Annotated in this window: 10 protein-coding genes; 8 read left to right on the top strand and 2 right to left on the bottom strand. The window is 56.5% G+C overall.

The window, feature by feature from the left end:
* Positions 1–23: 23 nt before the first annotated feature.
* Positions 24–2,012, bottom strand: coding sequence for a dihydrolipoyllysine-residue acetyltransferase (aceF, locus tag IQ22_RS10025; RefSeq protein ID WP_145141303.1), 1,989 nt, complete (start codon positions 2,010–2,012; stop codon positions 24–26).
* 27 nt (positions 2,013–2,039) lie between these two features.
* Positions 2,040–4,685 carry a pyruvate dehydrogenase (acetyl-transferring), homodimeric type gene (aceE, locus tag IQ22_RS10030; protein WP_145141305.1) on the bottom strand — a complete coding sequence of 882 codons (2,646 nt, stop codon included), beginning with the start codon at positions 4,683–4,685 and terminating at the stop codon, positions 2,040–2,042.
* Between the two features lie 232 nt (positions 4,686–4,917).
* Here aceE and glnE point away from each other — a divergent pair, with 232 nt between their 5' ends.
* The 8 genes from glnE to IQ22_RS10075 all read left to right on the top strand — a co-directional run bounded on the left by glnE (position 4,918) and on the right by IQ22_RS10075 (position 15,072).
* Positions 4,918–7,854 carry a bifunctional [glutamate--ammonia ligase]-adenylyl-L-tyrosine phosphorylase/[glutamate--ammonia-ligase] adenylyltransferase gene (gene glnE, locus IQ22_RS10040; RefSeq protein WP_145141309.1) on the top strand — a complete coding sequence of 979 codons (2,937 nt, stop codon included), beginning with the start codon at positions 4,918–4,920 and terminating at the stop codon, positions 7,852–7,854.
* Positions 7,855–8,037: 183 nt separating this feature from the next.
* Complete coding sequence (gene waaF / locus IQ22_RS10045; RefSeq protein ID WP_145141311.1) at positions 8,038–9,072, top strand: lipopolysaccharide heptosyltransferase II; 1,035 nt, start codon at positions 8,038–8,040, stop codon at positions 9,070–9,072.
* Positions 9,073–10,140, top strand: a complete 1,068-nt coding sequence (waaC, locus tag IQ22_RS10050) for a lipopolysaccharide heptosyltransferase I (RefSeq protein WP_145141313.1) — start codon at positions 9,073–9,075, stop codon at positions 10,138–10,140.
* Between the two features lie 94 nt (positions 10,141–10,234).
* On the top strand, positions 10,235–11,356 hold the full coding sequence (locus IQ22_RS10055; RefSeq protein ID WP_145141315.1) for a glycosyltransferase family 4 protein: 1,122 nt from the start codon (positions 10,235–10,237) through the stop codon (positions 11,354–11,356).
* Positions 11,353–12,159, top strand: coding sequence for a lipopolysaccharide core heptose(I) kinase RfaP (gene rfaP, locus IQ22_RS10060; protein WP_145141317.1), 807 nt, complete (start codon positions 11,353–11,355; stop codon positions 12,157–12,159). The genes IQ22_RS10055 and rfaP overlap by 4 nt, the downstream gene beginning before the upstream one ends.
* On the top strand, positions 12,159–12,890 hold the full coding sequence (locus IQ22_RS10065; protein WP_145141319.1) for a lipopolysaccharide kinase InaA family protein: 732 nt from the start codon (positions 12,159–12,161) through the stop codon (positions 12,888–12,890). The genes rfaP and IQ22_RS10065 overlap by 1 nt, the downstream gene beginning before the upstream one ends.
* Positions 12,887–13,642 (top strand): lipopolysaccharide kinase InaA family protein, encoded by a 756-nt coding sequence (locus IQ22_RS10070; protein WP_145141321.1) that lies wholly within the window; start codon positions 12,887–12,889, stop codon positions 13,640–13,642. Before IQ22_RS10065 ends, IQ22_RS10070 begins: the two co-directional genes overlap by 4 nt.
* Entirely contained in the window at positions 13,639–15,072 is a 1,434-nt protein-coding gene (locus IQ22_RS10075; protein ID WP_145141323.1) for a lipopolysaccharide kinase InaA family protein, read from the top strand. Before IQ22_RS10070 ends, IQ22_RS10075 begins: the two co-directional genes overlap by 4 nt.
* Positions 15,073–15,078 lie beyond the last annotated feature (6 nt).

Raw genomic sequence — 15,078 nt, forward strand, 5'->3', positions numbered from 1 at the left:
GTCCATTCCAGGCACACCATCTATCACAGCAATAAGCTGCGAATCTCTGCAAGCAGATCACCCAGACGCTTGGTGAAGCGAGCCGCTGCAGCACCATTGATCACTCGGTGATCGTAGGATAGCGACAGAGGCAGCATCAGGCGTGGCTGGAAAGCCTTGCCGTCCCAAACTGGCTGCATCGTGGCCTTGGAAACACCCAGAATTGCTACTTCAGGAGCATTCACGATTGGCGTAAAGCCGGTACCGCCAATATGGCCGAGACTGGAAATCGTGAAACAAGCCCCCTGCATGTCGTCTCCAGTGAGCTTCTTGGTTCGCGCTTTTTCGGCCAGTTGGGCCGCTTCGGCTGCGAGTTGCAGAAGACTCTTCTGATCAACGTTGCGGATCACCGGAACGAGCAAGCCGTCCGGCGTATCTACGGCAAAGCCAATGTGCACGTACTTCTTGCGGATAATGGCCTTGCCGCTAGGGGCGAGCGAAGCGTTAAAGTCCGGCAGTTCCTTAAGTACATGAGCACATGCTTTGAGCAGGAACGGCAGAACCGTCAACTTCACGCCGGCTTTTTCAGCGACAGCTTTCTGAGAAACGCGGAAGGCTTCCAGCTCGGTGACATCGGACTGATCGAACTGGGTCACGTGAGGCACGTTCAGCCAGCTGCGATGCAGATTGGTAGCACCTACCTGCATCAGACGCGTCATCGGAACTTCTTCGATTTCGCCGAACTTGCTGAAGTCCACGGTTGGAATCGGCGGAATGCCTGCGCCACCAGTAGCAGCTGCTGCAGTCGGAGCAGATTTGCTCTTTTGCAGCTGATCCTTCACATAGGCCTGGACATCCTCCTTAAGGACGCGTCCTTTCGGGCCGGTTGGTGTCACGTCGCTCAGCTCTACGCCAAACTCGCGTGCCAGCATGCGCACAGCCGGGCCGGCATGAACTTTCTTGCCAGGCTGCCCGGTAGGCGCAGCCGCTTGAGGCGCCTTGGCTGGAGCCGGGCTGGCCGGCTTTTGTGCCGGAGCTGCGCTCTGCTGAGCAGGTGCAGGCTTCTCAGTCTTTTTCTTCGGTGCTGCGCCTTGAACCTTCAAAGTCAGGATCAGATCGCCAGTTTTGGCCTGATCACCTACCTTAATGGAAACGCTTTCCACCACGCCCGCTTTGGGCGCCGGAATTTCCATGCTGGCCTTGTCGGACTCCAAGGTAATCAGCGATTGGTCCGCTTCTACCGTGTCGCCTGCCTTGACCATCACTTCGATCACATTGGCGCTACCGGTCGAGCCGATGTCGGGCACTTTGATCTCTTCAGTACTTTCGCCGGCTGGTTCTTCGTCGGCCGTCTCGTGCAGTTCAGGCTCGGCTGCCTGCACGGCAGGTTTGTTGCTGGTGGATTGAGCCGGCGCGGAGGAGGCGTTGCCGCTTCCCTTGAGGACCAGGATCAGGTCACCCGTACCGACTTCATCGCCCACCTTGACGGCAATGCTTTCAATTACGCCGGCTGCGGGTGAGGGAATCTCCATGCTGGCCTTGTCGGACTCCAGCGTAATCAAGGTCTGTTCGGCTTCGATACGGTCGCCGACCTTGACTGGAAGTTCGATGATGTTGGCCTTGCCACTGGTGCCGATATCCGGCACATGGATTTCCTGGGCGGCGCCTGTGCCTGCCTGATCGCCTTCCTTGGCGGACGCGGATGGATCCTCGTCGCCTGGTGGCGTCGGCATTTCGACTTCATCGTCAGCAGCACCTGCAGCAACAGCCATGGGCTCGCCTGCATCGGTTTCACCCGATGCTCCATCCTCCATGTCCAACAGCAGGTCGCCGGTTTTCAGCGTGTCACCTAGCTTGACGTGCAGCGCGGCGATCTTGCCGGCTTTCGGCGCCGGGATCTCCATGCTGGCCTTGTCGGATTCGAGCACGACGAGGCTTTGTTCAGCCTCGACCGTGTCGCCTACCTTGACCAGAATTTCAATGATCTCGCCTTCGCCGCTGCCGATATCAGGTACGCGAATGGTTTCACTCACAATAATTTCTCCTTTTCACCGGCGGCATCAGCAGTCAAGCGGGTTGCGCTTGAGCGGATCGATACCAAACTTGGTGATGGCATCCGCTACGACCGTGCGCTCGATGGCACCGCGGTCGGCCAGGGCTTGTAGAGCAGCCAGTGCGACCCAGTTGCGATCGACTTCGAAGAAGTGACGTAGCTTCTTGCGCGAGTCGCTGCGACCGAAGCCGTCAGTACCCAGCACTTGGTATTCCTTGGCGGGAACCCACTGGCGAACCTGGTCGGCAAACAGCTTCATATAGTCGGTGGAAGCAATAACCGGACCTTCGCGGCCTTCCAGACACTGCTGGATATAGGCTTTGCGCGGCTCTTCAAGCGGGTGTAGGCGGTTCCAATGATCAACTGCCAGGCCATCTCGACGTAGCTCGTTGAAGCTGGTAACACTCCAGATATCAGCGCCGATACCGTACTCGCGCAGAAGGGCTTTCGCTTCACGAACCTCACGCAGGATAGTGCCCGAGCCCAAGAGCTGAACACGATGCTTGAAGTCGCCGGTTTCTTCTTCCAGCAGGTACATACCCTTGATGATGCCTTCCTCGGCACCTTCGGGCAGGGCGGGCTGCTGGTAGTTCTCGTTCATGACCGTGATATAGAAGAATACGTTCTTCTGCTCTTCGGTCATTTGGCGGATGCCTTCACGAATGATCACTGCCAGCTCGTAAGCGTAGGTGGGGTCATAGGTGCGGCAATTCGGGATAGTCGAGGCCAGAATGTGGCTATGGCCATCTTCATGCTGCAGACCTTCGCCGTTAAGCGTAGTACGACCAGCTGTTCCACCAATCAGGAAGCCCCGCGCTTGGCTGTCGCCAGCGGCCCACGCCAAGTCGCCGATACGCTGGAAGCCGAACATCGAATAGTAGATGTAGAACGGCAGCATCGGTTGGTTATACGTGCTGTAGGACGTACCCGCAGCAATGAAGGAGCTCATGGCGCCCGCTTCGTTAATGCCTTCCTCAAGGATCTGGCCTTTCTTATCCTCGCGGTAGAACATTACCTGATCCTTATCGACAGGCTCATAGAGCTGGCCGACGGAGGAGTAGATGCCGAGCTGACGGAACATGCCTTCCATACCGAAGGTACGAGCCTCATCCGGGATGATCGGTACGATGCGGCTACCCAGATCTTTATCCTTGACCAGTTGCGACAGGATGCGCACAAAGGCCATGGTAGTAGAAATCTCGCGGTCGCCCGAGCCGTCTAGAATAGCCTTCAAGGTATCCAGCGGTGGTGTTGGAATGCTGATACTAGTCGTGCGGCGCTGCGGAACGGAACCACCTAGGGCTTCGCGACGCTTGCGCAGGTATTTCATCTCCGGGCTGTCTTCAGCCGGGCGGAAGAAGGGCAGGTCGGCCAGCTGGTCATCATTCAGCGGGATGTCGAAGCGGTCGCGGAATTTTTTCAGGCTTTCCACGTCGATTTTCTTGGTGTTGTGAGCGATATTCTTCGCTTCACCGGCACCGGTACCATAACCTTTGATGGTCTTGGCAAGAATAACGGTAGGTTGGCCTTTGTGGTTGACCGCTTGATGGTAGGCTGCATAAACCTTATAAGGATCATGACCGCCGCGGTTGAGTTTCCAGATGTCCTCGTCGGACATGTCCTCAACCATCTTCAGTAACTCAGGGTTAGCCCCGAAGAAGTGCTTACGGACGTACGCACCGTCCTTAGCCTTATAGTTCTGGTATTCGCCGTCGATGGCTTCGTCCATGCGCTGCTGCATGATGCCGTTTTCATCGCGAGCGAAAAGCGGATCCCAGAGACGACCCCAGATAACTTTGTTGACGTTCCACTGAGCACCACGGAAGACGCCTTCCAGCTCTTGGATAATCTTGCTATTACCGCGAACAGGACCGTCTAGACGCTGCAAGTTGCAGTTGATTACGAAAATCAGGTTGTCCAGTTTTTCGCGGCCAGCCAGGGAGATGGCACCAAGTGTTTCAGGCTCGTCGGTCTCTCCGTCGCCAATGAAGCACCAGACCTTCTGCTTGCCGGCAGGGATGAATCCACGATCTTCCAAGTACTTCATGAAGCGTGCCTGATAAATCGCCGTGATTGGGCCTAGACCCATGGACACGGTCGGGAACTGCCAAAAGTCAGGCATCAGGTGCGGGTGCGGATAGCTCGACAGACCATTGCCGTCTACTTCCTGACGGAAGTTATTCATTTGGTCTTCGGTCAGGCGGCCTTCGAGGAAGGCACGTGCATATACGCCCGGAGAAGCATGGCCTTGGTAATAAACCAGGTCGCCGCCGTGCTCTTCGGTCGGTGCCTTGAAGAAATAGTTAAAACCAATGTCGTATAGCGTAGCCGACGAGGCAAAGGTAGAAATGTGACCGCCAAGGTCAGGGTCGCGCAGGTTAGTGCGCACTACCATGGCCAGTGCGTTCCAGCGTACCAGTGAGCGGATCCGCCGTTCCATGAACAGATCGCCCGGCATCTGGACTTCTTTAGTCACCGGGATTGTGTTGCGATACGGGGTGGTGATCGCGTAAGGCAGTTGCGTGCCAGTCCGAGTTGCCAGCTCACCCATACGGGTCAGCAAATAGTGGGCTCGGTCTTCACCTTCGCGGTCAAGTACGGACTCCAGGGCGTCCAGCCATTCCTGGGTTTCGACGGGATCAAGGTCTTGCATGGCTTGCTCCATGGCGGAAAGGCTTCCAGAATCGGTTGCCTCGGTGTCGCCGCCAGCCTCTTGGGGGGCAGCGTTAATTCTTGGATGAAAATGACCGGATGGTTCCGATCAGCGTGTAGTTTTACTACAAATCGGTCATCGTTTCAGCTATTCAGGTCAATGTCCTTGCCAAAACCACGACAAAATGTCGCACAGATACTCTGTATCAGCCACTGAACGCACAGGATAGACCATGAGCCTGCCCGCTTTATCTGAGCTTCCCGACGTACTGTTACCCCTTTCCCGTCAGGCTCTGGCCGACTTCAAGGAGGCCTTGCAGGCGCATCCACAGGCTGCGGAGCGTTTCGAGCAATGGCCAGGAGCGCGACGAACGGTATTGTTACGTGTCGTGGCGGCCAGTGACTTTGTGGCAGAACAGATACGGCGCGATCCGTTGATGCTGCTTGATCTTGCTGACAGCAGTCTGCTGGAGAATAGTTTGGCAGATGGTGTCGTCCGGCAACAGCTTGCTGAGCGATTAAATGGATGCGACAGCGAGGCGGAACTGGGTCGCCAGCTCCGCCGATTCCGCACATGGCACCAGATTCGAATCGTCTGGCGTGATCTTTCGCGGCAGGCTGATCTGCAGGAAACCTGCCGTGACCTGTCCGCCCTGGCCGATGCATGCATTGACCTTGCGTACCATTGGCTTTACCAGAACCAATGCCGACAGTCAGGCGTTCCAACGGGGCAGCGCAGCGGCGAGCCGCAGTCCATGGTTATCTTGGGCATGGGAAAGCTCGGGGCCGGTGAATTGAACCTGTCATCGGATATCGACTTGATCTTTGCCTATCCAGAGGGCGGCGAGACTGTTGGTGCGCGTCGCTCACTGGATAACCAGCAATTTTTCATTCGCTTGGGGCAGCGGCTTATCAAGGCGCTGGACGCCATTACGGTGGATGGTTTTGTGTTTCGGGTCGATATGCGCCTGCGCCCGTATGGTTCCTCTGGTGCATTGGCTCTGAGCTTTTCAGCCATGGAGCAGTACTATCAGGATCAGGGGCGGGACTGGGAACGTTACGCCATGATAAAGGCCAGGGTCGTTGGCGGTGATCAGCAGGCGGGTGCCCAACTGCTTGGACTATTGCGGCCCTTCGTCTACCGGCGGTATCTCGACTTTTCTGCCATCGAGGCGCTTCGCAACATGAAGCAGCTGATTCAGCAGGAAGTCCGACGGCGGGGTATGGATGAAAACATCAAGCTGGGCGCTGGCGGAATCCGTGAAGTGGAATTTATCGCCCAGGCTTTTCAGCTGATTCATGGAGGGCGGGAGCTGGCTCTGCAGCAGCGACCTCTGCTAACGGTGCTGAACGTCCTGCGTGAGCACGACTACCTTCCCGCTGCCGCAGTTGACGAAATGCGTGAAGGGTATTGCTTCCTGCGCTATGTCGAGCATGCGCTGCAAGCCATCGCGGATCGTCAGACCCAAATGCTTCCAGACAATGACCTCGACCGTACACGGGTTGCGTTCATCATGGGCTTCTCTGACTGGAAGGCCTTCATGGAGCGTTTGAGCGACTGGCGTAGCCGGATCGACTGGCATTTCCAGCAGGTGATTGCTGATCCCGATGAGGACGGTGGGGCTACAGTGCCCGAAGGGCGCGAGTGGCTACCTCTGTGGGAAGGCCTGTTGGAAGAACCTCTGGCGGTTCAGCAGTTGAGCGAAGCGGGCTTCAGTGCACCGGCCTCTGCCCTGGCGCGGCTGTTGTCTCTGGCGAACAGCAATCAGGTTCGTGCCATGCAACGTATGGGACGGGAGCGCCTGGACGCTTTTATGCCGCGGCTGTTGAGTGCGATCGCAACCCGTGAAGACCCTGATCAGGCGCTTGATCGCGTACTGCCCCTGGTCGAGGCCGTGGCACGCCGTTCGGCTTATCTGGTTCTATTGACGGAAAACCCCGGCGCGCTCGAGCGTTTACTCGACTTGTGTACGGCCAGTGCCTGGGTCGCTGAGCAGATTGCGCGCTTCCCAGCGCTATTAGATGAATTGCTGAACGAGGGACGCCTGTATCGACCTCCGCAAAAGCCTGAGCTGGTAGCCGAATTGCGCGAGCGCATGACGCGTATTCCAGAGGATGATCTGGAGCAGCAGATGGAAATGTTAAGGCATTTCAAACGGGCTCATGGCTTGCGCGTGGCCGCCTCGGAGATTGCCGGGACACTGCCGTTAATGAAGGTGAGCGACTATCTGACCTGGCTGGCCGAGGCCATTCTGGAGCAGGTATTAGCCTTGGCCTGGCGCCAGATGGTTCAACGCCACGGGCATCCATTGAGGACTGACGGCTCGCCCTGCGACCCGGACTTCATTATCGTAGGCTATGGCAAGGTAGGCGGCATCGAGCTCGGGCATGGGTCTGACCTGGACTTGGTGTTTATTCATGACGGTGATCCATTGGCCGAGACTGAAGGCGGCAAGCCCATCGATGGGGCCCAATTTTATACGCGTCTAGGGCAGCGCATTATTCACCTGCTGACCACTTCGACAACCGCTGGGACGCTTTATGAGGTTGATATGCGACTCAGGCCTTCTGGTGTGTCGGGTCTCTTGGTCAGTACGATCAGAGCCTTTGAGCAATACCAGCTTCACGAGGCATGGACCTGGGAGCATCAAGCGTTGGTACGTGCCCGTGTACTGGTTGGCTGCTCACAGGTGGCTGCCCGTTTCGATACCGTACGTGCTGCTGTATTGGGGCGTAAACGTGATGAAGAAACGTTACGCCGTGAGGTCGGTGACATGCGAGCCAAGATGCGTGAAAGCCTTGGTACCAAGGCTACACGCGGAGGGTTGTCGGCTAATGCATTTGAGGCGGGTGCTAGCTTTAACCTCAAACAGGACGCTGGCGGTATCGTCGATATCGAATTTATGGTGCAATATGCGGCTCTTGTCTGGTCTTGGCAGCATCCTGACCTGCTGCGCTTTACTGACAATATCCGCATTCTGGACGCCCTGGCTCAGGCTGGTTTGATGGCCGCTCCGGATGTCCAGTTGTTACAGGAAGCCTACAAGGTCTATCGCTCCGCTGCGCACCGTCTGGCACTGCAAAAACAACCCGGTATTGTGGATGGCACGCTTTTTCATGACGAGCGGCATGGCGTCATGCGGATATGGAAAACGCTCGGGCTTGCCTAGCGCTATTGAACATTACGAATCGCTCATGAGGATGCGCAGGACGACGATGACCTTTTCGAGGGTAGGGCAGATGCGTTCGTGTCATCCGTCGGCTCCCGCTTTTCAGGCATGAGTGGATGATGAACCGGTAAGCATCTCCAGGGAGTCTCCATGGGGAGGCCTCATCTGTTGTAGCATGACGTTATGAGAATTCTGATAATCGGCCCTTCTTGGGTAGGCGATATGGTTATGGCGCAGACGCTGTTCACAAGTCTGCGTCAGCAATATCCCGACTGTACTATCGACGTGCTTGCCCCGGATTGGAGTAGGCCGTTGCTCGAGCGCATGCCTGAAGTACATTCGGCGCTAAGCTTTCCGCTGGGGCACGGCGCATTCGAGTTAGCGACTCGCCGACGCATCGGGCGTAGCTTGCGCGGTCAATATGATCAGGCGATTCTGCTGCCTAACTCGCTCAAATCGGCGCTGGTTCCGTATTTTGCAGGGATTCCGGTGCGTACCGGTTGGCGTGGCGAGATGCGATTCGGTCTGCTGAACGATATTCGTACCCTGGATAAGGCACGCTATCCGCTGATGATCGAACGCTTCATCGCACTGGCCTATCCGCCGAATACAACGCTGCCTAAACCTTATCCGCGCCCACGGTTGCGTATCGACCCGGCTACGCGCGAGGCGGCCCTGCAGGCGTTTAGTCTGGAGTTGGATCGACCTGTGCTGGCCTTGTGTCCAGGGGCTGAGTTTGGTGAATCCAAGCGCTGGCCGGCTGCCCATTATGCCGAAGTAGCCGAGGCCAAGATCCGTGTGGGCTGGCAGGTCTGGCTGTTTGGTTCGCAAAAGGATCATGCCGGGTGTGAAGAAATTCGTGAACGTCTTATTCCCGGGCTGCGTGAAGAAGTTATGAACCTGGCTGGCAAGACGACATTGGCTGAGGCGATTGATCTAATGTCCTGCGCCTCCGCCGTAGTCAGCAACGATTCCGGGCTCATGCATGTGGCGGCGGCGCTCGACCGGCCTCTGGTAGCTGTGTATGGCTCGACATCGCCGGGTTTCACGCCGCCCTTGGCCGAGGAGGTAGAGATTGTCCGGCTGGGCATCGAATGCAGCCCCTGCTTTGACCGAACGTGTCGCTTCGGCCATTACAACTGCATGCGCTTGCTAGAGCCGACCATGGCCTTGCAGGCGCTGGATCGCTTGGTGGCCGATCCGGTCGAGGTTGAATAAGTGCGCGTATTGCTGATCAAGACCTCATCCTTGGGGGATGTGATTCATACCTTGCCCTCTCTTACCGATGCGAGCCGTATATTTCCTGGTATCCGTTTCGACTGGGTAGTGGAGGAAGGATTTGCTGAAATTCCTTCCTGGCATCCAGCGGTGGCACAAGTCATACCGGTCGCGATACGTCGATGGCGCAAAAACATGTACAAGACGCTTGCCAGTGGCGAGTGGGCGCGTTTTAAAACACGTATGCGTGAGACACCCTATGATGTGGTCATCGACGCACAGGGCTTATTGAAAAGCGCCTGGCTAACACGGTATGCGAAAGCACCTGTGGTGGGATTGAATCGTGCATCCGCACGTGAGCCCTTGGCCAGTCGTTTCTATGATCGAACCTGCCAGGTCGCCTGGGGGCAGCATGCCGTCGAGCGGGTCAGGCAGTTGTTTGCCCAGGCGCTGAGCTATCCATTGCCCGACTCGATCGGCGACTACGGTCTTGATCACGGGCGCCTGGCTCTGACTCAGCCAGATGTTCCTTATGTTATGTTCCTGCATGGCACGACTTGGGCTACCAAACACTGGCCTGAGCGTTATTGGCGCGAGTTGGCTGAGGTCATCCAGGCTAAGGGTTGGCATGTTCAATTGCCGTGGGGGAGCGAGTCGGAGCGTGCCCGCGCCGAGCGGATCGCTGTAGGCCTTGAGAATGTCACGGTGCTCCCCAAGATGTCTCTTGCGGGAGTGTCTCGTGTTCTGGCAGGTGCCAAGGCCTGCGTGGCGGTGGATACTGGGTTAGGTCATCTGGCAGCTGCGCTCGATGTTCCGACGCTTTCCCTGTTTGGGCCTACGGACGCCAAGCTGACCGGCGCATATGGTCGCTCTCAGGTTCATCTGACCAGTGATTGGGTATGCGCGCCCTGTCTGCAAAAGCAATGCACCTACGCACCTACCGAGGAGGACCGTCGACTCTTCAAGGTCGCTGAGGAACAGCCACTGTGTTTTTCCCGTGTGAACCCGGCGCGGGTCTTTGCTTCATTAGAGAAGCTGCTGGGCAATAAAGGTCAGCGGCTATGTTGATCCATCTGAATTCGTTAGGGACCGCCATCCTCCTCACTACCTTTGCTGGTACTGCGCAGGATGGCGGGTCGCCTCCATTGATGAGCATGTATTGATGCGTCTGGCTTTTGTTCTTTACAAGTATTTTCCCTTTGGCGGTTTGCAGCGTGATTTTATGCGCATCGCTCAGGAGTGCCAGCGGCGTGGCCACGCGATACGTGTCTATACGTTGATTTGGGAAGGGCCTGTACCTGAAGGATTCGACCTGCGTGTTGGGCCGGTGAGGGCTATGTTCAATCACCGACGCAATGAAAAATTCACTGCCTGGTTGCAGGCCGATCTGGCTAGTGACCCTGTCGATCGGGTTGTCGGCTTTAATAAGATGCCGGGGTTGGATGTCTATTATGCCGCCGATCCTTGTTTCGAGGAAAAGGCGCAAACCCTGCGCAATCCACTGTATCGTCGCTGGAGCCGTTATCGCCATTTTGCCGAATATGAGCGTGCCGTGTTCGCGCCGGAGTCAAAGACGGAAATCTTGATGATTTCTGAAGTACAGCAACCTTTTTTCGTCAAGCACTACGCCACGCCAGCCCGACGCTTTCATCTTCTGCCGCCGGGTATTGCCTCTGATCGTCGTGCGCCAGCAGATGCTCAAGAAGTTCGTGCAGCCTTTCGCCAGGAGTTTGGCTTGCAAGATGACAGTCTGTTGGTTGTACAGATAGGTTCCGGCTTTAAAACTAAGGGGCTGGATCGCTCGCTCAGGGCTATAGCTTCCTTGCCGAAGGCGCTCAAGCAGCGGACACGCCTGATGGTGATTGGACAGGACGACCCTAAGCCTTTCCTGATGCAGAGCAAGGCGCTGGGTATTTCGGATCAGGTCGATATTCTAAAAGGACGCAGCGATATCCCGCGTTTCCTGTTAGGCGCTGATTTGCTCATGCATCCTGCTTATAACGAAAATACCGGTACGGTACTGCTGGAAGCATTGGTGGCTGGCCTTCCTGTTCTAGTAACTGATGTGTGCGGGTATGCTCACTATATTCATGACGCCGATTGTGGTCGGGTAGTACCTAGCCCCTTCAATCAGGAGCAGCTGAATATCATGTTGGCCGATATGCTCACCGATGATGCCCAGAGGGCTGAATGGTCACGCCATGCGCTTGCTTATGCCGATACGGCTGATCTTTACAGCATGCCGGAGCGCGCCGCTGACGTGATCTTGGAGCCTCGTTCGTGAAACTTGTTCTTAGTGAGCCGTTCCGTTCATTGTGGGCGGGACGTGATGCGTTCGAGTCGGTTGAACAATTGCAGGGAGAAGTCTTCCGCGAACTGGAAGGGCGTCGTACGTTACGGACCGAGGTCGATGGAAAAGGCTATTTCGTCAAGATCCATCGTGGTATCGGCTGGGGAGAAATTGCCAAGAACCTGTTGCATTTCAAGCGCCCCGTTCTAGGCGCTGCTCAAGAGTGGCGAGCCCTTCGACGTTTGCATGAGGTAGGCGTGCCTACTATGACGGCTGTTGCTTTTGGTGAGCGGGGTAGCAATCCTGCCGGGCAACACTCCTTCATCGTGACCGAAGAATTGGCGCCTACGGTCAGTCTGGAAGATTACACGTTGGGCTGGGCCGCTCAACCGCCACCGCCTAGTGTCAAGCGGGCTCTGATCGCAAAAGTGGCTGATATGACGGGAACTATGCATCGTGCCGGCGTTAATCACCGGGACTGCTATATCTGTCATTTTTTACTGCATACGGATCGGCCGATAGAGCCCGGTTTCCTGCGCTTGTCGCTAATCGATTTACACCGAGCTCAGACTCGGGCCCAGGTTCCGATGCGCTGGCGCGACAAGGATCTGGCCGGCCTCTATTTTTCGGCCCAGGGTATAGGTTTAACTCAGCGGGACTTCTTACGGTTTTTGCGTGTGTACTTCCAGCGGCCGCTGCGGGACATCCTGGCCCAGGAAGCACCTCTGCTACGACGCCTGGAGCACAAGGCAGCGCGCCTGCTTGATCGTAAAAAGCGTTACGGAGGACGATTGTGATGGCCGATTGGCATATCGATCCCTCCGTAGAGCATATTCCGGCATTCACCTCCCTCGAAACGGTATTTGCTTTAGAGGGGGAGCGTCTGACCCGAGATCCGTTATCCGAGGTGGTTCGAGTATCCCATGACGGAGTTCGTTATTACGTCAAGCGTTACAGTGGTGCTGGAAAGGGCCTGAGACGTTACCTGGGTCGTCCGCGGGTAAAAGCGGAATGGCAGAATCTTAAGCGCTTTGCAAAATGGGGAATCCCCACGGCCGACGTCGTTGCTTGGGGGCTGGAGCGGTCTGGCGGACAGTTCGAGCGAGGCGCCATGATCACGCGGGAAATCCCGAACACTGATGATCTAGCCGTTATGGCCCAAAGTGATGACCTGCGGTTGAGCGATGCCGCTTGGGTTGACCGCTTAAGTTCCCAACTCGCCCATATTACTCGCCAGATGCATGATCATCATTTCGCCCATAATGACTTGAAGTGGCGCAATCTGCTGGTCGATCGCGAGGGTGTGCTTTACCTAATCGACTGTCCGAGTGGGACCTTCTGGTTCGGCTCCTGGTTAAGGCGACGGATCATCAAGGATCTGGCCTGCCTGGACAAAGTAGCCAAATACAAGTTGTCACGTACACAGCGGTTGCGCTTCTACCTGCGTTACAAGGGGCGGGAGCGTCTTCGAAGCTCCGATAAAGAGCGCATCGCGCGCGTGTTGAATTATTTCAAGGGGCGCGAATGAGCGAGTTCTTGGCGGCTGAGGATGCTGCCCTGTTGCAGCGTCACGGCCTGGCAGGCTTTGAGGCGCTCTGGTCGCTTCAATTGGATGCTGTAGATGAGCCTAATACTCGGCGTGGTGGGTGGAGTACGGTTTATCGTTTGCAGTTAGGTGAGCAAGCCTATTTTCTTAAACGGCAATGTAATTACCTGACCCATGACTTGTTCCACCCTCAAGGCGAGCCAACGTTCGCCCGCGAGTTTCGTAATATCCAGCGTTACCGAGCGCTAGGCATTCCTGCTCTGAGTGCAGCTTTTTTTAGTGAAAGAAAGCATGGCAGCGAATGGCAGGCCATCCTGCTGACGCGTGCGTTGGATGACTGGCAAGATCTGGACAGCTGGCTTGTTTCTTGGCCCGAACTGCCCGAAGTAACACGTCAAAACATTTTGTACAGTGTTGGGGAGCTGGCGCGAACGCTACATGCGGCTGGCCTTATGCATGGCTGCTTTTATCCTAAGCACGTCTTTTTGCAGGAGCGAGGTGAAGGTTTTGCCGCCCGCCTGATTGATCTTGAAAAAACGCGTCGCCTCTTTTTTGGAAGCAAGGACCGGGTCAAGGATCTGGAGCCGCTGCTCCGGCGTGTGCCCGAATGGAGCGAGGCGGAAGTCAGACTGTTTCTGGCTTGTTATCTTCAAGCCGAACCTGAAAGTCGCCAGGTCTCGACCTGGTTACAGCGGCTCGGCTCCCGACGGCGCTATAAGGAGTCCCGCGCATGAGGCTGGCCGAGTTAAGTCGGGCAGGGCGTTCGCCAAAGCTACCCCTTGAGGTGGAGTTGCCAGACGGCGTGTTAACGCTGGTGTCATTATTGCGCGTGCTTCCAGGACAGCGCTATGTCGGCGAGGCACGCTGGCAAGGCCGGATGGTCCTTGCCAAACTGCTGGTCGGAGCGCGTGCCGAGCGGCATTATCAGCGTGAGCGAGAGGGGTGTCTGCTGCTTGGGCAGCAGGGGCTGACAACACCGGATATGCTGGCAACAGGTCACGTAAGTGAACAAGGTGGATGGTTACTGTTCGATTTTATCGAAAATGCCAGTAGCCTGGACTGCCAATGGCAGGCTGTAGCCCAACAGTCGTTTCTGAGCGAGGCCCAGCAGCGCGTGCTGGGTGATGCGCTTGCAGCTATTGGAAAAATGCACAGTAAAGGCCTCTGGCAGGAGGATCTGCACCTCGATAATCTCTTGCAGCGTGGTGAAAAGCTCTACCTCATTGACGGTGCCGGTATCCAGGCTGAAACACCAGGGCAGCCGCTTCCCCGGAAGAGGGCTATCGCGAATCTAGGCGTTTTTTTTGCTCAGTTCCCTGCCAGTCTGGATGCCTATATGGAGGAGCTGTTAGTCCACTACCTGCTCGTCAATAGTGAACATGCGCTTCCGCTACAGGCCATCGAGCAGGAGACCCAGCGTGTACGCCGTTGGCGGTTGAAAGATTATCTCGATAAAGCCGGGCGGGATTGCAGTCTGTTTGCGGTTCGTCGATCCTGGCGTGAGTTATGTATCGTACGCCGAGACCAGGAGTCTGTGGTTGCCGGCTTGCTGGCAGAGCCCGACCGGTTTATTGCTGCAGGCCACCGCTACAAGGATGGCGGTACCGCGACAGTCGCTCGCGTAGAGCATCAAGGCCGTGTCTTTATCATCAAGCGTTACAACATCAAGCATTTCAAGCACCGCCTGAGTCGGTTTTGGCGGCCTAGCCGTGCCTGGCATAGCTGGATCGAGGGCAACCGCCTGCGTTTTTTAGGGCTTGGAACGCCACAGCCGCTTGCCATGCGCGAGGAGCGCTGGCTGGGTTTGCGTGGGCGTGCCTACCTCATTACCGATTATGCACCGGGGCAGGATATACTTGCCCGTTTTGAGCCGTACCGTGATAGTCAGCCCCCTGAAAATGAGCTGGCTGCCTTGGATGATCTGTTTGCCGGATTGCGTCGTGAGCGAATCAGTCATGGCGATCTGAAAGGTCATAATGTGTTGTGGCATGACAATCATTGGTTATTGATTGACCTGGATGCCGTCACCCAACATGAAAGTGCCACTCAGTTCGCCCGGGCTTATGCCCGAGATCGTGCCCGCTTCCTGCGCAACTGGCCCAAGGAGTGCGCCCTGTACCGGCTGCTTGATGAACGCATTCCCTCCCTGTCCGAGCAGGGATGACTACAC

The sequence above is a fragment of the Pseudomonas duriflava genome, from assembly GCF_007830155.1.
Taxonomy (GTDB): Bacteria; Pseudomonadota; Gammaproteobacteria; order Pseudomonadales; family Pseudomonadaceae; genus Chryseomonas; species Chryseomonas duriflava.

Excerpts from the sequence above, each read along its gene's own strand:
- waaF (WP_145141311.1), top strand. The coding sequence starts at position 8,038 with ATGAGAATTCTGATAATCGGCCCTTCTTGGGTAGGCGATATGGTTATG.
- IQ22_RS10075 (WP_145141323.1), top strand. The coding sequence starts at position 13,639 with ATGAGGCTGGCCGAGTTAAGTCGGGCAGGGCGTTCGCCAAAGCTACCC.
- IQ22_RS10055 (WP_145141315.1), top strand. The coding sequence starts at position 10,235 with ATGCGTCTGGCTTTTGTTCTTTACAAGTATTTTCCCTTTGGCGGTTTG.
- IQ22_RS10065 (WP_145141319.1), top strand. The coding sequence starts at position 12,159 with ATGGCCGATTGGCATATCGATCCCTCCGTAGAGCATATTCCGGCATTC.
- aceE (WP_145141305.1), bottom strand. The coding sequence starts at position 4,685 with ATGCAAGACCTTGATCCCGTCGAAACCCAGGAATGGCTGGACGCCCTG.
- glnE (WP_145141309.1), top strand. The coding sequence starts at position 4,918 with ATGAGCCTGCCCGCTTTATCTGAGCTTCCCGACGTACTGTTACCCCTT.
- IQ22_RS10070 (WP_145141321.1), top strand. The coding sequence starts at position 12,887 with ATGAGCGAGTTCTTGGCGGCTGAGGATGCTGCCCTGTTGCAGCGTCAC.